Origin of the sequence: Coleofasciculus sp. LEGE 07092, from assembly GCF_015207375.1 — a bacterium.
Classification (GTDB): domain Bacteria; phylum Cyanobacteriota; class Cyanobacteriia; order Cyanobacteriales; family Coleofasciculaceae; genus LEGE-07092.
On the sequence record NZ_JADEWY010000090.1, the window covers coordinates 1 to 22,145 of the forward strand.

Annotated in this window: 21 protein-coding genes and 1 CRISPR repeat array; of the genes, 2 read left to right on the forward strand and 19 right to left on the reverse strand. The window is 44.4% G+C overall.

Translation table 11 applies throughout. From position 1 onward, the window contains the following. The first annotated feature begins 113 nt into the window (after nt 1-113). On the forward strand, nt 114-251 hold the full coding sequence (locus tag IQ257_RS20065) for a hypothetical protein (RefSeq protein ID WP_193875936.1): 138 nt from the start codon (nt 114-116) through the stop codon (nt 249-251). On the opposite strand, the gene IQ257_RS20070 is transcribed toward IQ257_RS20065, so the two are convergent. From IQ257_RS20070 to IQ257_RS20085, 3 genes are all read right to left on the reverse strand, one after another. Next, nucleotides 245-1,834, reverse strand: coding sequence for a UvrD-helicase domain-containing protein (locus IQ257_RS20070; protein ID WP_193875938.1), 1,590 nt, complete (start codon nt 1,832-1,834; stop codon nt 245-247). The genes IQ257_RS20065 and IQ257_RS20070 overlap by 7 nt on opposite strands. Nucleotides 1,835-1,996: 162 nt before the next feature. After that, on the reverse strand, nt 1,997-2,179 hold the full coding sequence (locus IQ257_RS20075; RefSeq protein ID WP_265584512.1) for a hypothetical protein: 183 nt from the start codon (nt 2,177-2,179) through the stop codon (nt 1,997-1,999). Between the two features lie 340 nt (nt 2,180-2,519). Continuing rightward, a complete protein-coding gene (locus IQ257_RS20085; protein ID WP_193875942.1) occupies nt 2,520-3,863 on the reverse strand; it encodes a WD40 repeat domain-containing protein in 1,344 nt (447 codons plus the stop codon). A 354-nt stretch (nt 3,864-4,217) separates the two neighbouring features. Here IQ257_RS20085 and IQ257_RS20090 point away from each other — a divergent pair, with 354 nt between their 5' ends. Next, on the forward strand, nt 4,218-5,984 hold the full coding sequence (locus IQ257_RS20090; protein ID WP_193875944.1) for a HEAT repeat domain-containing protein: 1,767 nt from the start codon (nt 4,218-4,220) through the stop codon (nt 5,982-5,984). 37 nt (nt 5,985-6,021) lie between these two features. Here IQ257_RS20090 and IQ257_RS20095 read toward each other — a convergent pair whose 3' ends face one another. The 16 genes from IQ257_RS20095 to IQ257_RS20170 all read right to left on the reverse strand — a co-directional run bounded on the left by IQ257_RS20095 (nt 6,022) and on the right by IQ257_RS20170 (nt 22,070). Further along, complete coding sequence (locus tag IQ257_RS20095) at nt 6,022-6,591, reverse strand: NUDIX domain-containing protein (RefSeq protein WP_193875947.1); 570 nt, start codon at nt 6,589-6,591, stop codon at nt 6,022-6,024. Nucleotides 6,592-6,653: 62 nt separating this feature from the next. Further along, nucleotides 6,654-7,555: a CRISPR direct-repeat array (repeat unit 36 nt; unit sequence GTTTCCAACTAATCCGATTTAACCCAATCGGTAGGG). A 241-nt stretch (nt 7,556-7,796) separates the two neighbouring features. Continuing rightward, entirely contained in the window at nt 7,797-9,578 is a 1,782-nt protein-coding gene (locus IQ257_RS20100) for an RAMP superfamily CRISPR-associated protein (protein ID WP_193875949.1), read from the reverse strand. 156 nt (nt 9,579-9,734) lie between these two features. Next, nucleotides 9,735-10,181, reverse strand: a complete 447-nt coding sequence (locus IQ257_RS20105) for a hypothetical protein (RefSeq protein ID WP_193875951.1) — start codon at nt 10,179-10,181, stop codon at nt 9,735-9,737. A gap of 21 nt (nt 10,182-10,202) precedes the next feature. Beyond that, on the reverse strand, nt 10,203-11,084 hold the full coding sequence (locus IQ257_RS20110) for an RAMP superfamily CRISPR-associated protein (protein WP_193875953.1): 882 nt from the start codon (nt 11,082-11,084) through the stop codon (nt 10,203-10,205). 104 nt (nt 11,085-11,188) lie between these two features. Then, entirely contained in the window at nt 11,189-12,268 is a 1,080-nt protein-coding gene (locus tag IQ257_RS20115; protein WP_193875955.1) for a type III-B CRISPR module-associated Cmr3 family protein, read from the reverse strand. Then, a complete protein-coding gene (locus IQ257_RS20120) occupies nt 12,246-14,252 on the reverse strand; it encodes a Cas10/Cmr2 second palm domain-containing protein (protein WP_193875957.1) in 2,007 nt (668 codons plus the stop codon). Before IQ257_RS20120 ends, IQ257_RS20115 begins: the two co-directional genes overlap by 23 nt. A gap of 169 nt (nt 14,253-14,421) precedes the next feature. After that, nucleotides 14,422-14,757, reverse strand: a complete 336-nt coding sequence (locus IQ257_RS20125) for a XisI protein (protein WP_193875959.1) — start codon at nt 14,755-14,757, stop codon at nt 14,422-14,424. Continuing rightward, the gene (locus IQ257_RS20130) at nt 14,745-15,158 is read right to left on the reverse strand and encodes a XisH family protein (protein ID WP_193875961.1); all 414 of its coding nucleotides are present in this window, start codon (nt 15,156-15,158) and stop codon (nt 14,745-14,747) included. Before IQ257_RS20130 ends, IQ257_RS20125 begins: the two co-directional genes overlap by 13 nt. Nucleotides 15,159-15,272: 114 nt before the next feature. After that, the gene (locus IQ257_RS20135; RefSeq protein ID WP_193875963.1) at nt 15,273-16,403 is read right to left on the reverse strand and encodes a putative CRISPR-associated protein; all 1,131 of its coding nucleotides are present in this window, start codon (nt 16,401-16,403) and stop codon (nt 15,273-15,275) included. A 158-nt stretch (nt 16,404-16,561) separates the two neighbouring features. Beyond that, entirely contained in the window at nt 16,562-17,941 is a 1,380-nt protein-coding gene (locus IQ257_RS20140; RefSeq protein WP_228060867.1) for a HesA/MoeB/ThiF family protein, read from the reverse strand. A 278-nt stretch (nt 17,942-18,219) separates the two neighbouring features. Continuing rightward, nucleotides 18,220-18,705, reverse strand: a complete 486-nt coding sequence (locus tag IQ257_RS20145) for an E2/UBC family protein (RefSeq protein ID WP_193875965.1) — start codon at nt 18,703-18,705, stop codon at nt 18,220-18,222. A 119-nt stretch (nt 18,706-18,824) separates the two neighbouring features. Beyond that, nucleotides 18,825-19,142, reverse strand: a complete 318-nt coding sequence (locus IQ257_RS20150; RefSeq protein WP_228060868.1) for a hypothetical protein — start codon at nt 19,140-19,142, stop codon at nt 18,825-18,827. Between the two features lie 214 nt (nt 19,143-19,356). Continuing rightward, on the reverse strand, nt 19,357-19,779 hold the full coding sequence (locus IQ257_RS20155) for a hypothetical protein (RefSeq protein ID WP_193875967.1): 423 nt from the start codon (nt 19,777-19,779) through the stop codon (nt 19,357-19,359). A gap of 34 nt (nt 19,780-19,813) precedes the next feature. Beyond that, entirely contained in the window at nt 19,814-20,386 is a 573-nt protein-coding gene (locus IQ257_RS20160) for an NYN domain-containing protein (protein ID WP_193875969.1), read from the reverse strand. Nucleotides 20,387-21,244: 858 nt separating this feature from the next. Next, the gene (locus tag IQ257_RS20165) at nt 21,245-21,730 is read right to left on the reverse strand and encodes a hypothetical protein (RefSeq protein WP_193875971.1); all 486 of its coding nucleotides are present in this window, start codon (nt 21,728-21,730) and stop codon (nt 21,245-21,247) included. Next, nucleotides 21,714-22,070 carry a hypothetical protein gene (locus tag IQ257_RS20170; protein WP_193875973.1) on the reverse strand — a complete coding sequence of 119 codons (357 nt, stop codon included), beginning with the start codon at nt 22,068-22,070 and terminating at the stop codon, nt 21,714-21,716. Before IQ257_RS20170 ends, IQ257_RS20165 begins: the two co-directional genes overlap by 17 nt. Nucleotides 22,071-22,145: the final 75 nt, after the last annotated feature.

Consider the following 22,145-nt stretch of genomic DNA (forward strand, 5'->3'; position numbering starts at 1 on the left):
CTAATCGTTATTTATTGCTGGGATTCAATCATTTAATGGCTGCAATGAATCAATTTAAACCTTGTTATGCTTCTGGATGATTTCACTGATTAACTACTAGCTCATTTCGGAAAGTGACAGAAGAGGGTTATGCCGGAGACTTTCATCAACAACAGGCTTTCGCGGCTGGCTTTCAACACCATCTTGCCAAACCTGTTGAGCCTGAAGTGTTAGTGCGGGCTGTCGCTACTTTGTTAAGCTCGTCCTATTGAGCAAAAAACAACTCTTGTTTAGCGCGAGTTAATGCCACAAATTGTAAGTTTTTTTCTTGTTCCTTTTCCCAATCTTTCGCGGCTTTTGGATGAGGCACTAAGCTAGGTCTGAGGTGAAAGACGCGATTGGCTTCTAAGCCTTTTGCACCGTGGATGGTTGTCAGGTTGACCGCATTGGGGGTCGGTTTTGAGAGATTGCTAATCGCCTCTTGCAGTTCGGCGGTATTGCTACATTTACCCCCTTTGTAGATAGCGTTTAGGGTTTGTACCCGGTCGTGGAGTCCTACTATTACCATCACTTCTACACCATCGGCTATTAGGGCGGCTTTTTGAGCTTCATACCAAGCCGTCAGAACTTGCCTAAAGGCGTCGCTGCTGTAGGACTTCTCGTCTAATCCTACTACCTGCTCTAACAAATTCACTAACTGATTACTGATATCTCTATTCCGAATCAAGGCAGGGATACCTGCGCTTAGTAAGTCAAAGTAGGTTCGGATTAACGGATAAAAGCAGCGACAAATAATCAGGTCGCCTCCTCGCACCCATTTGGGAATTTCGGCAATTTTTATGTGGGATACTGTCCCAGGAGGTGCTGCGGGCTTGGGTTCAATGACCGGATAAATCTGGTTGGCTAATTCAATATGGCTGGTGGGGCACCTGTAGCAAATCGATAGGGGTAGGCTGATGGCTTGAGTGCGCTCAATGATGTTACTGAGGCTGCGGTGGTCGGAGGCGCTAAATCCCATAATTGCTTGGTGCTGATCTCCGACATAGATGCCTCTGGCTCCTTGGGAGTGCGCTTTTAAGACGAGTTCTAGTTGGGCTTTGTTGAGGTCTTGTGCTTCGTCCACAAACAGAAAGTCATTCTCACCCATGGGCAGGTTTAAGACGTTGGGCAACCAGACCATATCTTCGTAAGAAATACAGGAGGAGGCAATGTGTATTCCGTGCTCTAGTACATCACAGACTGTTCTTTGGATAAAATCCCACTCTCCACTGGTTCTAATGCCGTAGTGATGGCATAGTTGTTTTAATGCTACGCTGTCGTTCGGGTCGGTGAGGGTTAGTTGCGTAAATTTGATGACTTCCAGTAATCGTCGCCACTCTAGGGGGTCTACTTTTGTGCGATCGCTGAGGTAGCTGCTGAGTATTTGAGCGTATTTGCGTTTGTTTATCTCGATGTTTCCTCGATAGCGGCGATAAATACTTGATAATCCTAGAGAGTGGATGGTGCTGGATTTGATGGTTTTGGGCAGCTTTTGTTCGAGTTGTTGAGCGATGTGCTTGTTGAATGCCAGGAAACGTGATTGGGCTTTGCGCATCGCTGAAGCTGAGCCCACATACTTGGGGATGTAGTTGGCTCCTTTGATGAGGGTTGTCGTTTTGCCGGAACCGGGTACTGCTGACACGACACAAGACCCTTCTCCTTCTGCTAGCCAGAGGAAGATGGCTTTCTGATATACCGAAGGCGTAAACCCGATGACTAGGTCAAAGGGTCTTGGTGAGGCATTTGCTGGTGTGGGATGGGGGCGATTGGCTTGATGGGGAGTCCCTAGCACCATATCCCCTGCTCTTGGTTCCATTGGTAAAGAGGTTGCAGATAACTTTAGATTAAACCGCCCGCGAGTGCTTCGTAGTCGTCACCAACGCCTTCAAGCGATCGCCGAATTTAGTAAAGTTCTTTCTATCATTCAGACTCCTAATGCTCGCTTTAACAGCTATCAACTAAGCACTTCCAACCTTGGTTAAAAGCGTCTTGAATTCCTTGGATATCGTCTGAGTAAAGGTTCCCTTGCAGCACAATTTGATTGGGCATTCCCTGAGTTACGATTAGGCAGTGCCGGAGAGACTACGCTATAACCCTGTTTTTCGGCAGCTAAACAGATAATCCAAGATAAAAAAGACGGAATATAGGAACTCCCATACAAGTCCCGCAGTTTGCGCGATTTTTCTATAAATGCTTGAATTGGCGCAAAAGTAATGATGGTGTAACACTGATAGACTCTGTAGGGATAATTCTGTAACCTTCTTTAGCAACTTGATGTTGCGCTTTCGGCACTAATTCGTCTGGATATCCTTGAAATGAATTTAATTTCAAGATATTATTGACTTCACAAGGCATACCCATAGTTTCTAACCTCAAAAAGACAAATCACAAAACGGGTCAATCTTCTCAGTGCTTGCACCGTTGGTTGATAAATATATAATCCAACGTACCATACCAAGAAGGAGCAACTGTACTTACTGTTAAGTATCGCCTGTCATTTACTAATTTAATTGCCAAACTTTCACGGTTCGATCTTTACTGCCACTTATCAAAATCTGACCTGTTGGATCGAACAACAGCGTAGTTATGACGTTATTATGCCCAGTTAGCGTTTTTAATCGTTGCCCAGTTGGAATATCCCAAATGTCAATTTGACCGTTGCTACTACCATTAGCTAACCGTTTTCCATCCTTACTAAATACTATTGATACTATTAACTGATTTTTACCTTGTTGTCCTGTAAGTGTTCTGTTCAATATGCCTTTTTGCCAGTTCCAAAGTTTAATCTCACTAGTTCCAGTTGCCAACACTTGTCCATTCGGGCTAAACTCGGCTGTCAATACTTTAGAACTATGCCCAGATAAGGTTTGTAACTTTTTACCAGATGGCAAATCCCATAATACGATCGGGTTTTGATTTATGCCTACTCCCCGAAATGAAGTAGTAGCCAGGATGCGATTGTTTGGATGAATGGCGATTGCTCCTAATCCTAATTGGTATTCTGGTTGAGAGAATGAGTTAATCTGTTCTTGGGTTTCAATGTTCCACAGATTGACAATCTCATCATTAACTTTGTTGACGATCCAACTTCCATCCTGACTGAAAAAATTGTTAATTAATCCTCCACTGGTAAACTCCCATAACTTCCATTCTTGGATCGGTTTACCTGTAGCCATGTCCCAGGTTGTTAATTCACTGCCCAAACTCAAGAGTTTCTTGCCATCTGAGCTTATTTTCAAACTATTCACCCAGTCTTTTGCCTTGAGTATTTGTAAATGTTTACCATTTGAGAGCTGCCAAAAGTGAATTTGTCCATCACTGCTACCACTAATTAAAGTTTTTCCATCAGGTGCGATCGCAATTCCTCCAATTTCGGTGGGATGCCCAACCAAAGTATACTTTAATTCGGATGACGAATCTTGAGGTGGAATAGTAGCAATCGGCGGGGGAATCTCAGATGTTTGGATGTTGTAACTGTTGGCATTAAAACTTGCCCGAATGTACCACCCCGGACAATCCGGATTAACCCACTCATAGATAATGCCATTTTCTGGGTCGCGTTTGGCATACTGGGGAGACCCAAAACTGGCAAGAATTTGACGATCTAAGGCATATAATTCTACTTTGTTCATACCCAATTTCGCCTGTTTGAAGATATCCTCTAGCCGCTGATAAGTTATCCGCCGCGACTTGCTCGGACATTCTGGGGGCGGTTGTGGAATAGTGGTTAATTGAGTAGTTTCGGATGGTATTGATAAAGGTGTTGTTTGCTGATTTACACAACCAGCTATACTTAACAATAGAATGGTAACTAACCAGAACCAAGATTGGGTCGGATTCAGCATGGTTTGCTCTCGAACTCATGTTCTATGCTAGCCAGAATAAAACTCGATCACTATTTGTAGCGGCTTGCTTTCCAAGAAGGCTGGGATTTGCTTTCAGCTTGCAAACAGTAATTTGGACTCGAATTAAGCTTCAAAGAACTGGCTAACAGTACCTCAGAAAGAGTCCAAATCAACTTCTTGGGAGGATTTGTCTTAATCCTCTAACACTCGACTTGCTACATCGCACCGCTATCTTTACCCCTCATTGCCGCTTCTCTATATTTTGTCAATATGCATCCCTTCTGCCTAGCGCTGTTGTCGTATCCTTTAAAGACCAGTCGTTTTTGATCACAAAATTTTAAATTGAGCAATATTATGAGTTCTCGACTCAGCTTGGCTTTGAGCCTGTTAACAATCCTGATGTTCCTGGCTGACGAGACGCCTGCGGCAGCTCAAAGGGAAACGTTTAGCTTGTCTCCATCCGTGTCAGCTATGCCGGGGGAGCAGGAGACTGCAAAACCAATCGTCGTTGCTGATTTAGTCGAACAACTTCGCACTGCTAATGTTGAAAAGCGTCGGCAAATTATTCAACAACTGAGTGACAGTGAACAAGATATTGTGCCAGCTTTGGTAAACGCGATGGATGACCCTGATCCTTTGGTCAAAAGTGGTGTGGCAGAGGTGCTGGGAAATCTCACGGATGCTGCCGTGCCAGCTATTCCTGCATTGATTGAGATGATCGACGATGGGCGCAGAGCGATCGTGCCTGGGTCATCCTATTCGGGGTTGTATTCTCCCAGTCAAAGATTTATTATTCCTCCTGTTCCTGCTCTTGCTTCTGTTCCTGGCTCTGCAACGGTTCAAGAGCGACGCTTTCCATCTACCCCTCCCTCTAACCCGGAAAACCTACTGCGGATTACAGCTATAGCAGCGCTGGGAAAAATTGGTTTACCGGCTAGAACCTTAGCTACACCTCCCCTCACCCAAGCCTTGCAAGACCCCGATCCTTGGGTGAAACTAAATGCGACTTGGGCGCTCTCGGAGATCGGTGCTTCTGTACCCCTACTCTCTCACTGGTTAGAAGCCTTACAGCACCCTGACCCTACCCTACGTCGCAACGCTGCGTCCATTTTTCAAGACTCACGTTCACTTCTGCCTAAAGTCTTGGGAGCCGAAGCGGACTCTAGCACGACGGCGGAGTTGCTCATGGCTCTTAAAGATGAGGATTTTACGGTTCGGGATGCTGCCACACAAGCCTTAGAGTTACTGGGGACAGGGGCATTATCTGGATTAGTCCAAGGCTTAAAAGCACCTGAGCCACTTGTTCGCTTGCAGGCGGCGAAACTGGTGGGCAATCTCGGAGGGGCTGCACAGTCGGCGGTTCCTGACTTGCTGCTACTACTGGAGGATACAGGGCGTTATGTGCCACCCCCTGTGAACCGATACGGCTTGTATGTACCCTTGGCTATACGCCCTTTGCGACTGTCGCTTCCTGGATCAGAGTCTTATCCTCCGGCTCCAGATAATCCTGAGCAATTGGTGCGAGTTAATGCCGCTATTGCTCTGGGCAAGTTAGGCGATCGCAGTGCTATTGCTGCTCTGAGTCTTGCCCTTGAGGATAATAATCCTTGGATGCAGCTTGCTACCTCCTGGGCATTACTGCGGTTGGGACAGATTCAAGGCTTGCCTGTTGTTGGGCGATTGGTGCTGCACCCCGATTCATCTATTCAGGAGGAGGCTCTGTTTCAGTTGCAGGGCTATGGTTCACAGGCTACGCCTTATCTGCTGCCTTACTACGCTGCCCGATTAGATTCTGCTGATGATAACATTCGTAATAATGCCATTATTCGGATTGGCAAGTTTGGACCTGCGGCGTTGAATTTGGTGCCTAAACTTCGCTCTTTTTTGGTCAGCAACCAGAAAGACTCACCGGGGTATGCGGCGACTATTCTGGGGGAAATTGCGCGGGATACGGCTACCGCTTGGCTCAATGGTCATCTTTCTGATAACCAACGCCTTCAAGCGATCGCAGAATTTACTCCTGTTCTTTCTATCATGCAGGCTCCTAATGCTCGCTTTAACCGTGAACCTGTTGAGCGCGTTCGTTATGCCCTGACTACCCTTCGAGGTGTTACGCCTTAGTTTGTGTGACGACGGTAGATACCTTCCAAGGATTCATTTATTGAATCTGAGGCAGAATTACTAGTTTTACCCAAGCTTGGCACAGAATTTTCTGCTTTTCTGGGGGATTTGTTTTAATTTGCTGGAGAAACTTACTCGCACTCACCCACTGGTACTGATAGATTTCTGCTGGGTTGGGCTGAATCACTGCCTGACTATCAACAATGATTAGTGCTGCAAAATAAGCTTTTCCAATCATTCGATTTTTGTCTACCCACCCGCGTAGGGAGTAACTTAAGTCACGTTCGTCTTTGCGATAGGAGGGAAATAAACGCTTGCCTACCCAGATACTACGTCGGAACTGAACTTCCGACTCTGTTAGTCCCAATTCTGTATTCAAGCAGCGCATTGAAGAGGCTTTGAGAGTTTCTTCTAGATCCATTCCTTCTTGGGGGGGCATCCAGATAGAGCGATCGCTTTGGGGCTGCACTAACAGATGATTTTTTTCGGAGTCAGTCGATTGAATGAAGCAGATAACCTCCGGACGAAACCCAGTTAAATGAAGGCGGTACTTCCGGTTAAAAATCCATTTGTAGAAGAGCTGCAACCAGTCGAAATCCAAGCTCATAATATATCCCCACCAAAATTATGAAGGATTTCTTCTAAGCTATCTGCTTATTGGAAGGGGGGTATTCCAACTAATCCGATTTAACCCAATCGGTAGGGCTGAAAACTTAGTATTTTGGAGATTCATTCTCATGAAATTTGTTTCCAACTAATCCGATTTAACCCAATCGGTAGGGCGAAAATGCGATGCAAATCCTTCCAGTCCTTGTGTTTCCAACTAATCCGATTTAACCCAATCGGTAGGGGGTTACTAAATTGGAAGGTTAGGAGGTTAAACTCAATGAGTTTCCAACTAATCCGATTTAACCCAATCGGTAGGGATAACCGAAACGGAGACGTTTCGGGTACAAATGTTTCCAACTAATCCGATTTAACCCAATCGGTAGGGTTCACTAAGTACACAACGGGGAACACTCAACGTTTCCAACTAATCCGATTTAACCCAATCGGTAGGGGCACTAAAGAATAACAATGAGAATGCTGTGATAACGTTTCCAACTAATCCGATTTAACCCAATCGGTAGGGTTACTTACAAATCAAAAATCTTCTGCAGTCACTGTTTCCAACTAATCCGATTTAACCCAATCGGTAGGGTGGTGGAATGACACAGGTGAATCATGGAAACGGTTTCCAACTAATCCGATTTAACCCAATCGGTAGGGGAACACATTTTTTACACATCATTATGTTCTACATTATTTGTTTCCAACTAATCCGATTTAACCCAATCGGTAGGGGAAAAAACGGACATAGATGAGAGGGTGCTTCCTCTTGTTTCCAACTAATCCGATTTAACCCAATCGGTAGGGGTTGCTTGCTTGGCAAGCAACAGCAGGGAATTACTCGGCTTATGTCGAGTTTCCAACTAATCCGATTTAACCCAATCGGTAGGGAAGGGGTTTTGTTCGTATTGTGGGAAGAGACTTAAGTTTCCAACTAATCCGATTTAACCCAATCGGTAGGGAGTACGCCCGTGCAGCCCTTACCCACTAAGGGTTTCAGCCGCCGAATCGACACACCTCTGGAAATAATAACATATCCTCCCAAAAATTGCTCCAAACACATACCGCAAATCCTTTCCCTGTAAGGCATCGACACACCTCAACGAAAAACATAGGGTTTCGGCGATTTGCCGAGGTGTGTAGATGAACATCTGAAAATTGCCCTCAAACCTAGATACCATCATACCTTGACGGTGCGTGATTCTAGATGGGAGGTTTAGTCCCCCAGGTGAATTCAAATCCCAAACCATTGAGTTTTTGAATAAACAGGGGTAACTGGTTTTCTCCCTTACCGTTTGAGTCTTGCCGCCGCCAAGACTTTAACCACTCCACCTTATTACCCGACTTCCCACCATGAAACAACGTCACAATCTCTAGATAGCGATTGCCATCTAGTGGTAGCATCCGATGCCACACAAAACTGATAAATTTGGGACGCTTATCATCGGGGTTTCTGCCTCCAATCGCAGGAGTCGTCTTAAACTCAGCCTCATGAAACAGTTTAATCGCCTTTGACTGAGACACAACTTGAGTGTAAACACTTAACCGTTCTGAACACCAGGCTTCTTTCCAAGACAAACATTGAGCCGAATTAGCCTTGACTCCCATATAATCCCTAGTCGTCTGCTGTAGCTGAGTTAAAAAGGTTTTGAGATTATCCTGATTAACAATAACCGTTGGCTCAAAACTGCTGTCTTGGCATACCCAATGACACCCAATCCCACGAGTTTTATAATCCCGAAAAAAATCACGATGCCAAACTCGACGCCACGATTTGCCAAAACCCCCCATCGTCACTGCAAATTCAATCACCTTTTGCATAAACCGTAAATCGGGTTTGGACACATCCAGATAGAGTGTTCCTTTCGTTTCATAAGTGGGTGTGTCCTCCCGTCCCCATTTGCCATACTCTAAGGATTTAGACTCCCAGTACAATTGCAATACCCCAGGCTCAGTTGTATGTCCAAACAGTCGATTAACTTGATCTTGAACAGCTTTCTCATTTCCACTGACACCCGCAAGTAAGCGAAGAACGTGTCCTTTGAGACTCGCTTTAAATAAATTGGGGCGAAACTCCGGTTCATCACTACGAAGTAAAGGACTGACACCTTTACCCTTCAAGGTAATATCGAGAGGATAATGGTTTTGGGGTATAAAACACAACCCATACCCAGTACTGGTTTTCCCTCCCAACCCAGAACGTAATGCCCGTTTCAACAATCCGGCAATCGTTTGCCACTCATCCTCTGGTAAGGGTTTGATGCTGCTTAACTCAAATACGAACGTCGGTTGAAAAAAGCTAACAACAGCGATCGCCTTAGGAGAACCTTCCCGTTGAATTTGCCGCTTTTGCTGGGGATGGACAACATCGACTAAACGATAACGAGTTTCTGCTTGCCGATTCCTGGGTTGAACCGTTTTTGCCCCTGCCCAATCCCCAACCGGATAAGCACCATGAAAGCGCAGTATACCCTGTTCTTCTAGACTCCCACAGTATTTTTTGACCTTCTGTTGAAGTTCCTCACTGACTTGGGGATGACGGGAAAGCCTCTCAAATAACCCCTTAATCCCGCTACCGGGAACAAAAGGAATACCATTTTTGCCAATAGTCGGACGTAAGATGCTATCCTGACCGCAATTGGTAAACACCCGAAACGGGAAGTCAACTTTTAGTCGATAAACTAAACCATCGAGTCCTAGTTTGGGTTCTGCGTACTGGTAATAGGGAGTCTGTTCCTGTTTTGGATCTGGATTTGGATACACCCATTCTTCAGTCCATCGGTTTAAATCATCGTTCTCCTTGGCATACTGCAAACTACAGCGTCCTTGTACTTGGGCACGGTACATCATCGGGACTTGTTCTGGATTGGTGGGTTCCCAGTCATCGCCGTCATTGTCGTCATTCCCCTCATTTGGCGGAATGGGGATATCAATATCATCTCCTTTTTGGGCGATCGCTCTTTGTAAGGCTTTGGCTAATTGCATGTTTCTCCTCTGTGTAACTACTAGTAGATACAGTTTTGACAGGGCGAAGCATTTGTATCCTCCCATCTGGGTTTGAGCCATACATCCTGGTACAAATGCTTTGCTCCTACACCTACATTTAGAACTTTGAAAACATACCCTATAAGAATCAAGGTTCTAACTGTCTTTTTTCTTATAACGTTGTGTCCACCACACTAAGGCATCGCAAAGTTGAGTCAGTACCATTAAGGCAACTCTCTGTTCATCAAGCGGCATTGACCAGAGTTTTTGTGCCATGTCTTGAATTTTTTGAGTTTCATCTCTAGAATTAATTTCATCGTTATGCAATTTAACTCCCGCACGACTGAGAATTATGGCTAACTGATTCCAGACGTCTTTCCAGTATTTACTTTTGTTTTGATTCTCTTCTTTTTTATCGTACTTGAGACGTAAATGTTCCCCCCAAAATCGTTCTAGTCCATACGCTACAGCCATCCGCATTTTATGAGACTCATTGAGAACATTTTTTTTATCCCGGTGCTTAAGTACTATTTCTTGAGCATAATAGTCCAAGTTGTAAGGTTGCCACTCTGTTAGTTCTTGAGAATTTTCTGTCTGAGTCATAAGGGTTACTCCTGTAATTAATTAGCTATTTTGAGCAAGATTAGAGGGGTGGGAGGCGACAAAGACTTTAGTTCGACCAAAGCCAATCGATTCTAATCCTCCAAAATAGAGTTCTTTGAGTTCTTTGTCCTGCTGATTAAACTGGCTATCCTGTAAAAATTGCTGCCATTCAACAGTTTTGTCATCATACCTTTCTCGCATAGCAATGGGAAAAGCCATAACTGTGCCTTCTGGTAACGCTTCTACATCAAAAAATGCTCCTTTTTTCGCCTTCTTTTTGTCCGGTTCAAGGGCAACTCGACTCTGACGATAAAGAGCCATATCATGAATCATAGATATCTCTTTATCATCGACAACTAAAAGTAAATGTTTGGGATTTTTTTCAAGTTCTTGGGGAAAACAGTCTTTTAACGTTGGCTCCTGAGTTTTTAGAGGCAAAAATCCTAAGTTAAAAAACAGAGTTTTACTAGCTGCTTTGCCGAAGTAGCTGTAGGGCTTAATCTCTGTGACAGCTTTTCCGGTAATCTTTTGATAACGATTGAGGAGTGCCGGACAAGAGACTCTGACGATAGGTTGATTGGGACAGTAAACGGGAAGCCAAACAATGGATGCATATTCAAATTTAACTAGACCTTCGCTGGTATTATTTTCACTGTTGCTATCCGATTCACTTCCCTCAGATTTACTATGATTAACAGCTTTACCATACCAGTAATCAGCGTTGCCATTTTTGTAACGCATATCCGCCCGAAATCGTCCCCGAATTGAACTGCCTGGAATTATCCCGGTTTGGGTAAATTGATCGCGAAAAATTAGGTTGAGATTGCCACTTTCTTCTCCCGCACTTGCACCGACATGAAGAGGTGCTTGAGTTTCAATAATGCCGTAGGCTTTGTGATACATTGTTAACTCTCCAATTTTTAGTTGACTAGATTTATTGCAGAAGTTGGGAACAGGGAACAGGGAATGAAAATTGCCTATACCGAACATTTGCAAGAGGATAACCTTTACAAGGGAAGCGCTAATCCACATCCCCAACGTTTCAGCGATGGTCCTTCTTTAGGAAACCAAGATTCATCCCAATCCTGCCAAGGTTGATTTAGGGGTTTTTTCAACACATAAACTGTTCCCGCCGGCACAGCATAACGTCCTCGTGACAGCACTTTAGGTTGATGGGGTTGGGGGTTGTTATGATCACCTAAGCGATAACGAAAAGGAATGGAACGACCTGTATACAGAGTTTCTACTGACCAAACATTTTTATCATTACTCTCTGGATCTTCCTGTTTGTACTTTTGGGAATCGCCTTTTTGCAGATAGATAGGATAGCGATAAGAAAGACGGTTTGAACCCCATACGGCTGGAGTAATTAAGGCAAACTGTTTTTCGATAGATTGACTCAACAATGCTTTGTTTTGTTCATTCAGTTCCAAACAGGTAATTTCTACCAAATGCCCTTCCCCACCAAACCGATACCAACCCGGTTCTAGGTTGTGAGTAGATAGATAGACTAAGCAGGTATCTTGAGGCATCTGAACAGCATTTTCCAAAAATAAACTGCCCTGCTGTTCTTCATCATTGGTATCTTGTTTCCGTACCACCCGCCGTTCATCTTGTTCGAGTCTGGGGTGGAGATGGGGAGAAGGTTTCCAAGGACTTTTCTCGACTTTAGTTGGGTTATTCCAGTCGGCGATCGCTAACCATGTCCCTTTATCAAATTTATCAACCGGGGCTTCACCTTTTTCATCAAACCACCCCTCTTTTGCGCCATCCCAACTTAGCTTATGATGCAGTTTTCCATTTTTAATCAAATAAGTTAAAGGAGTCGGCACATAAAAGTTTTGCTGCGACTTCACATCCTCTGTTTTTCCCCAAAATGCTCCCGCCAGATACAAGTTTTGAATGGCATCGTTCCCATAATTTGCAGCAAATATACCCGAAACTGTTGCAGCACTTGGCGGAAAACTACTTCCCGAACGTCCAACCAAATTTTCTGGGGATAAAAACCGTCCTGCACTGCCATAGAGAAAGCCCAGGGGTTCAATGAGGATGAGATACTTAAACTCAGCGTTGGTTTGTTTGTCCATTGTTATCTGTTAAGTAAAATCCAACTTTGGCTAGATTAATCACCCAATTGTTAAAATCCTCTTTGACTTTTGGGTTATTATTTAACTCGTTTCTTAATTCCGTAGTTTCTTCATACTCAGGATTAAATCGCTTTGGATCGCCTAAAATTCCTGTAAATATCTGTAATTCATGCTCGTTATAACGATTCCACCAGTTTTCCTGATTACCGATAATTGCTTTCCAAACAGAATCGAAATAAATGTCTATCAAACCCAGTGCTATATCAATGGATTGCTCACTGAAAGCATGACGAGATTCAAGAATCGCCACATCTTGATAAAAGTGAGTCCAGTTTTTCCCTTTGTCGCGGTCATGATAACTTTCAATTAGATTTTTAGAAGTTTCCGGTAAGATAGGTATATTCTTTTCAGTGAATGCTTGCCTATCTGCGTCATCTAATAGCCACCAAGGACACACCCATTCTAAGTAGTTACCACTATTAAATAAGATGCGAAAAGCAATGCGATCGCGTCCGGTACTTTTGGCAGATGTTTCGGCTAAATGGCAGTGCTGCAAGACATCTCGTTGGGGTACTTGATTACCCGCCCAAACAAACCCTACACTGGCTGAGATTTTTTTCCGTTGGGGTTTATGCCAAACTTCTGATTTGAAGGTATAAAACCAGTTGAGGCAATCATGAGGCGGAATCTGCTTGTTTGGATAGTAGAGAACCCCTAAAAAATCATCTCCTCCGGCATAAATCATCCGTCCTTTGCCCTGTAAATAGTCTTTGCTGTTAGTACAGAGTTCTTTGCCCCAGTTTCGCATTTCTGCGCTAAACTCTGTGAGTTTTTCTGCTTCCTCCTTTGCTTTAGATTCAGTAAACTCTTTAGAGTATTTACTGGCATTAAACTGCTTAAAGTATTTACTAGCACTATCCCCATCGCCTAAAAACCAACCTGTCCAATATTTCTTTTCTTTAGAGTCATCATCTTTTTGTCGGTTCAAGTCTCGGAAAGAGTCAGGTTTAAGATCTTTAGCAATTTGGGTTAAATCCTCCCGAAATGAAGCCAGCTTAATTTCTTCATCTTCCGAAACAGCGACTTTTAATTTATGCAAGCGCATCACTAAATCCTGAACAATAACCTTATGGGTAATCAAGCGTTTGACGAGTTCAGGAATACTAAGTTCTTCTCGCGGATCGATGAAGGAAGAACCATATTTTTTATTCAACTCTGTGCTGCTTTTCTCTTGGGTTTTGTCTTTTTCAGCACTATTTAGCCCTGGAGTTGCTTTGATGAAAGATTCACCGAGTTTTTCACTGAGTTTCTGGTAAAATGCTCTAACTGCCGTTCTTTCTTGCTGATAATCGTAGTCGCGGGGGTCGGCTATGCGTCCTAAACCAGGATATGCGATCGCATCTGCACCTGAAAGCGTGGAACTTTCCCCTTGCCAGTTAATTCCTGTCCAGTTGCGAGCGTTTTTTACTTGATTGAGTCGCTGGCGCACGTCGGTAATGCTTTCACCCGGTTGCCCTGATGCAGTAAAAAACTCCCAGCAGTGGTTTGTCCACAGTTGCCAATCCCGTTGCCAATAATAATCCCATTGGATCACATTGCCTTGTGCATCCTTTCCTTCCTTAACTTCTTGTTCAATCCAGTTTCGACAGCTATCAACCAAACATTTCCAACCTTGGTTAAAAGCGTCTTGAATTCCTTGGATATCGTCTGAGAAAGGGTTACAACCTTGGCTAAAAGCGTGGATATCGTCTGAGGAAAGGTTCCTTTGCAGCACAATTTGATTGGGCATTCCCTGAGTCACGTTAGGCAGTGCCGGAGAGACAACGCTATAACCCTGTTTTTCGGCGGCTAGACAGATAATCCAAGATAAAAAAGACAGAATATAGGAACTCCCATACAAGTCCCGCAGTTTGCGCGATTTTTCGATAAATGCCTGAATTGGCGCAAAAGTGATGACGGTGTAACACTGATTGTTTTTATCCATGTTCAGTTACAGTGTTTGGCTATTGGCTTGTAAATTGCTGATGCCAATAGTATACGGATGCTTGGAAAAGCCCTCTTCCAAAGCGTTATATCTGTGGCAGGTTGAGGACTCAGCGAACCGATACCCCACGAGTCTATGATTTCACCCAATGGGGAACGGGTTCTCCCATTTAACTAACCGCGAAACCGTCGTACTGGCGAATGAAAGGTGAATGGTAGGCTAGGACAATATCTGTTTTAGGAATGCCGGATTCAATAAGTTCATTAGCAACGCCGACTTCTGTACCATCATACTGAATCCAAAGTTTCTCTCCTTTAATGTCAATATGAATCAGAACGCCGTATACACGTTTTTTTTGAAGCCATCCAGCGCGTAAAACTTGATAACGTTCGCGCTCTTGATCGAACAGAACTTCCATCTCAATTTCGCCATAGGCAGGTTTGATTTGGCTATGGGCAATTAGGATGTCTTGAACAATCTGTCGATATTGGCTCACTTTATCCATTGCACAATCCTCCTATCTTCTACATCATAGATAACCAAATAAAGTTGATACTCTATTACCCCTTCTTGAATGAATCTGAGGCGAAAGAATTCTTCATAAGTTTGGCTGGGTACTGCCAGATAAAGTATTCGGGTTGTCTCTTGTACTCGCAATGCCCGACGGTAGTTGAGGTATTGTCCAACAGCGGTGTGAAATTCAGAAATTGCTGAGGGATTGATAAAACTTTTTACTTCTACAGCAATTTTCTCGGTATCTCGTTCGGCAGCGAGTAAGCGTTCAGCACCCAAATCAATCTGCATTTGGACATCACCGTAGTCTATGGGAAAAGGATCGTGGGTGATCTGCCATCCTTCTGCAAGGAGAGCTTCTTTGACAACATCGTGAAATAGATCTTTTGCCATTACCCACCCCTTTACTATGAATTAATGCAATTGAGTACCTCTACCAAAAGTTCGCGTCGCTGTGTCCATGATTCCCTTTCAAACAGAATAGGGTATCACTCCAAGACCGCTATGTTAAGGCTTATATTTCTGATTGAGATAATCGGCTGCCCAGGCTAAGGCTTTGAGGGATTCGTCTGTTAAGCGAAAGTGGAACACAGCCCCATATTTATCTTTATCTTGGTACGTTCCCACTAATTTGAAACCGTTCTCCTCTTCCCTTACAAAAAAGCCAATTCCCTTAATCCCTTTTTGTCCACCGTAAGGTAGAGAATTGGCTGTTTTTATCCAGTTCGTTTCCTGCCATACTTTTTTGATAAAGTCCTTGCAGCTATTGGGATAGTGATGATCATTGCCAAACGTTGGGGGTTTCCGGTTGGTAGCTGGAACGAGGGCAATGGGTTTGGGGTTGCGGTAACGAAAACCCGTTAGGTAAATCTGTCCAATCGGGCTGAGTTCGTAGAGAGATTCATTCCCCTCCACAATTTCTGTGAGTAAGGAACGTAGTTTGTCATCAATACCGCCGAGTTCGCTGCTAGAAAAGGCTTTCCCTCGCTCAAAGTCTGTGAGTAAGTCGGCATTTTGGGCGAGGATGTCGTAGTCGAAGGTGATGGGGAGTGGGGGGAAGTCGATGATTTCGCTGAAACGTTCGTGCTTGTAAAAAACCGGAATATCTAAGGCTTGCCCCATCAGTAAAGCGATCGCAATTTGGGCTTTGTAACCACCCGTTGCATCAATGGTAACGTAGTTACTCCCCCCGAAGCGCTGCACGTATTCGCCAATTGTGCGGACGAGGTTTCTCAGTCCGTGAGTTTTGAAATCTTGGGGACGTTCGTCTTGCAGTTCGTCAATTACGGCGTACTCTACCGTGCGAAGTCCCAAGTCTGTTCGTTGTTGGAAGTAATCGCATAATACTTGACCCGTGGCTTTGCCGTTGGGGGTGTCGGAGACGAGAAAGATCAGGTTTTCTAGGGATAGCCAACTTTTTTTGCGGATTTCTTCAACGGTATTGATTTCTGCGCCGCAAGTGCGGGCGGTGGGGTCAATTTTGAGCAGTTCCTTGGCTAAACGTGACCAGTTTTGAGTTTGGTAGGCATCTTTCAAGTCTGCCCAGTTTTCAGGTTTGTTGGCTGTCGTTTCACCAAGACGCTTGAGATTGCCTTCAAAGAGGCTGGTGCCAACCGTGGCAAGGAGTGAGTTTCTCATGGATAGTTCTGTTGTTTCTAACTAAGGGAATAGGGAATAGGGAATAGGGAATAGGGAATAGGGAATAGGGAACAGGGAATAGGGAATAGGGAACGGGGAACGGGCAATAGGAGAAAACTGTTCTCTTTTCCTCCTTCTGCCCTGAAGCCTTGTTAAACTCAAACGCCACAAAAATAACAACCACAAGTCCCTAAATACTCAGGATTAGTCTTCAGCCAATTCGATCCAGGAAACTCGTAAATCCAGTCAAGACCATTATCCACATCCAGAAAGCCACTGAGCATACTGTGGATAACACCAACCCCAGTACTGGCACACAGACTATTTAACCAGAATACTGCTGGGTCGCCGATGCCTTCTACATAACCGACACGGGCGGCTAAATGATTAATTTCATCGGCGGCAGACTCTAGGGCAGCGCGATGTAAGTTAATAATATTGCCACACATCAGACACCATCCACCTCCAAGGGGTGGGACGGTAACGCGACAATACATTCGCGGTGTATTGTTAGGCTGTATGTCGATGTGAGTACCCAGACAAACCAGGGGACGCATATAGGTTAGGGCTAATTCTTGGGCGACTTGCCGAGAGGAGTGATTATCCGTGGCAACAACAATCAAATCAGCCGCCGCGACTTCCTGTTTTGCAGATTCATCGGCAATGGATGTGGGGATGGTTTTGACATGAGAACCCGTGGCATAGATGCGTTTAATCAGGTGCTTGACATAGTGGACTTTATACCATTGCTGAGTTGCCATGTCCTGAGTCGCAGCAGGGAGGCGATTCAGGTTAACGGATTCTACGCGATCGCGGTCAATTAATATCCATTTTTTCACCCCTAAACGCCCCAGCAGTTCCGCAAAAATTGCCCCAATGCCCCCACAGCCAATTAAGGCAACAGTGAGTTCGCCAAGCTGTTTTTGTACCCCTTCACCAAAGGCTTGCTGACGGGCAAACATTAAGTCTGTCTCGTTGGGGGTATTGACATCTGGGGTGAGTTCAAACCACGATCGAGAACAGTTAATGCGCTCAAACGACTGTCCTTTTCTGTCCCATATCCGAAATTGAGACTGTTGCAAGGTTTCATCAAACACCCCAGAGATTAAACGCGGCTTTTTTTTGAAGCTGAGCGCAGCCGAAGGGTTGAAGTGAGACGAGAGAAACCTGGCATATTCTGATTCATAACGGTCATCCACACCAGAAAATTCCGGCTTGCCGCGATCGCTATGGGTATGAATATGAACGACATCGAGTTTTTCCTTTGCTAGAAACGTCTCGATTAAGTACTGGTGAAACTCCTGTTTCATCACCAATCCATTCGCCGATTGGCGTTCGTAACAATCGGCAGAAGGCACCACCCAAGATTGAGGCAAATACCTCACTTTCTGCTTAGATACCTGATGGCGTTTGCAGAAGAAGAAGCCAATCACTTCTTCATTCGTTGTCCGGGCATCCAGCATAGCGTGATAAAACTGATGCCACATTTTGGGTGGGATGTGCAGAGACATTTCGGATGATTTTTTCGAGTTGTTCATTGTTTTTTGAGTAATGAAGTTTCATGAGCTAGGGTTCAGAGGGTCGAGAGTTTGAGGTTAGGTAGCATCTTGCATCAGTCCACTCATCCGCCGTGGAATTAATTCCACGGCTCATAGCTCAAGTCCATTGAAATGGACTGAAATTTTTGTAGAGTTAGCCTTGAGTCCTCTTGAGAGGACTTTAGCTATGACGCAGGGATTAAAATCCCTGGCGGTTCATCGGGTGAGCGAAAGATGTAAGTTGGGTGAAACGATTTGCAACCTAACCTATGGTTTACTCAATCATCCGTATTAATCGCGTGGCGTGCGGTGACAAATAAAGTCGCAAGATTGTGTCCTTGTTCAGGTTTGTTATTCGGACGCCAAGCATTGAGCCATCTATCTCGATTAAATCCACCCCCCAGTCCAACGCAGTACCAATACCAGCCTTCTTCACTTAAAAAAGGTGCGCCATAATAACTCTGATGGGTGAAGTGATGGTCGCCCTGTCCTACCGTATTCCAAGGGTAGTTAAGATAGCAGCCAATTGGCGGAAGACGCGGGTAATCGGGGGGGAGTAGAAATAACACATCGGTATTGGAAACGTTAAATTTCCGAGACGACAAGGGCATTCCTTTAACCAGTACGGCGGTATACTGAATGTCACCCACAGTTTTGCTGCCAATGAGTACCGTCTTTGCCACTTTTTCGAGGAGTTTGAGTTCGGCAAGCAGTCTCGCACTGGGTTTAAAATCGGTTTGACCGGGATTAATCGTTAGTGTCATTTGGCTTTATCCTTTCACGATGGGAGTATGTCAACTTTGTTTGTTGGGTTTCGACTTCGCTCAACCCAACCTACATGAGTGCTACGTGCAAACTTCGCTCAACCCAACCTACATGAGTACTACATGCAAACCTGATAGGCTCCTTTCACAATTTTGGGAACTGTCCAAACTTTAGACCCTTCTTTGAGGGCTTCATTTTCTTTTAAGGGCTTCGTCCCACCAAATCCTTCTTCCATGACATCATCGTTGCCAATTTCTGGAAGTTTAGCTCTCAATTCTTCAACGGTTGCACCATTGGGTAAATTCACTAATTTGCCGTTGACAATTGCTCTCATGGTAGGCTCCTTGATAGAGTTTGATTGAATCTGATTAACGGTTTGCCCCTCGTTCAATTGAGGCGATCGCCATTTTTGAATGCGCTGGAAAATTGCTCTCATTGCCATCTCCTTGATTGGATTTAAATTATACCAATCGGGCTTGATTTGGGCAGAAATTCTTTTCTTGCTCCCCCCTTAATAAGGGGGGTTGGGGGGGGTGAAATGTGCCATTATTAACCCAAATTGGTATTAACAGAGATGAAGAGGATGTTTTTCAACAACCTTTTGTTGTCATACATTCTGTAGCTAAAACATCCTCTATTGGAGTCGTTGACTAACGGTTTGCAGTGGGTTTAGTTAAGGTACTCTCTACTGGGGAGTTTATCTGTTGTGCTGAAAATTGGTCATGATTCAACCCTAAGAAAACTGACCAACTGGCTAGACCGATAGCTGCCAGAATCGTTGTCGATAGTATGCGGCTATAAAGTCGTTCTAGTTTTTGTAAAGACAGTTGAACGGAACCCATTTGCTGGAGATAGTCTGTCTTGTCTTTTTCACTCATCACTGTCATCTGTCGTTCCAATTGTTCAAACTGTTGAGTGAGATGTTCGATTTTTTGCTGGAGTTTATCGAACTCAGATATCTCTTCGGCGATTAATTTGCCATTGAATGTCTGCATGATTCTCCTGGGATGAATTGAGTTCAGTTTAGAAAAAATAGGGCGGTAGCTGGCAAGGTAATGAGATAAAATTTTCATGGTTTGTAGAGATGACAAGGTTCGTGGCTCCTGTTTAATCAAAGACATTAGTGTGACCAATTCGGTGAAAGTTTTGCTGGTTATTTTGCGGTTCAAAGCTATCGAAAATTCCAATTAAATCGACGATGCTACTCGCGGCGACTTTGAGATCGTTTCCGAGGGATTGTTCGACAGAAGCGACTTCGACGCGCATTCCCCGCCGTCTGAGTTTTTCGGCAAGGTAGGCAAAATCAGAGTCTCCGGTGACTAAGACAACGATATCGGGGCGAACTTCTAAGGCGAGTTCAATGGCATCCATTGCCATGACGATATCAATGTTGGTTTCGTAGTCATCGCCTTTGGTTTTGCCTTCTTTTTGAACGACTAAGAACCCGTTGCTTTTTGCCCAATAGATGAATTTTTCTTTGGTTTTGCGTTGTTCTTCAAATCGTTCTCTGGCTGGAGGTAATCCGACGTAGATGACCATTTCAATGAGTTCTCGACCTTCTCTGGGGTCAGCGAGGTAGTCACGAAGTTTCTGCCAGTCCAGCCTACGGTTAAAGCTTTGGGCGGCTAAGAAGGTATTGTCGCTATCGGCAAGAATGAGTACTCGACGATTGCTTCCCATAGATGTAAGGCATCCTTTTCTTTTTCGTTACTTGTATTAAAACTTAGGGGTGGAAAAGGGGCTTTCTTTAACAACAAGAGAATAGGGAACGGGGAATGGGGAACGGGGAACTGCAACTCAGATGCCCGACTTCTTAGAGAAGTCGGGCATCTCTCCTTTTCCAAATTGACGATCGCAAAATTACCGGAGAAAACTAATGCATTTTACTATTGTATTGCCCGATACTAATGATTCCTAGTTCCAGAAGTTTTGTGGCGAAAAGTTCAGACACTTCTCTACTGGGAAATTTGAATGTTCTGACACTAGTAAGCCAAGTGCTATTTCCTAAGTATGTAGCGGAATACTGAGGAAGCAGTTCAATCACTTTTTCCATCTTCGCTTGATGGATTAAGAATATTTCTTGGTACATAGTTTACACCACAAACTCTAATCCTTTGGAGGGTTTTTAGAGTTTAAATATTTGGTGATAGCCTCTCCTATTTCTTGCTCTGGTGTTTTGCTTTCTTGCTTTTGGTTTGGGAAAAATATTGGCAGCAGCAAGATGATATAGAAACTTAAGACGATGAAATTTATCAGAATCATAAGGCTTAATTGACTTGTTGGGTACACGGCTTACTGTAGCAAGGGGTTGGAAACAGCCTTTTCCAATGGCGGGAATAAAAAAAGGGTGGGGATTAACCCACCCTACGTTTACAGCGGTAGGGCTTACGCATAAACGCTACATATAGGAAGGGCGCATGGCGATGCGCCCCTACTGATGGTGGTTTAAATGCAAATGTGCGTAAGTCCTGAGCGGCTTGCAATTCAACAGGCTACATGTCGAATGTTATTGAGTCGGGATTAGAGATGGACATCTCTTTAGTCCTCCTGAGCAATGCGATCGCTATAGCGCACAAGAGGTCGCTTTAAAATTTGCCTGACAGACCCGTACATTTCGCCGATTAATCCATCCAGTTCATGCTCAATATCTTCCCAGCGTCCGAGTTTGCTTGTCCACTTTCCATTTGGTAATTGTCTAGCTGTATGTGTTGGTTCTCCGTCAGGTGTAGCGTATAGAGCTATCTTCTCAAAACCTTCTTCCAACTCAGCACTATCACAAGGTTCATATCCCAGAGTTTGATAAGCCTGGATAAAAGCAGCTATAGTTAATTCTGCGGGTACGCCATCGGGCCAATAGTAGGGATTTTCTGGTTCTAAAGGATTCCACCAACGGTCATCTTCCCCCGCAGCCCAAGCAAAACAATTGTAAATTCGTGACGCTTTACTCGTAATGCGATATCCGGTGGTCGTCAGGTGCCCAAATTCGTCTTCTTTGTACTTTTCCAGCCTACCATCTGTAGCCATTCTCCTTACCCCATTGTATCCATACCCCTGCCATTTGCGTTAACCGACCCCGCTGTTCTGGCTCAATAGGATTAGCACCTGTAATGGATTGCAACGCCCAAAACCAATGGTCAGGTTCGCGTTCGAGTTCGCGTAAAATCAGTGGAACAACTGGTTGACCCATGCCAATAATTCGTTGGTATGCTGGGTGCATTACCATTTTTGTGACTAAAGACATCATCCCTGTTTCGACGCGCCATTGTTGGGCTAGTTGTAAAAACCTTTCCTCTAAATCTGAGGGTTCTAAAAGAGGATAACAGTAGGCGGCGTTTTTCCTATCAATTTTGTAGATTGTTTCCATTACACTAACACCTCACCTTCTTGTGAGATAGCGACTCCATTATATGAAACTACCTTCCTTAGGTCTTTTTGAGCA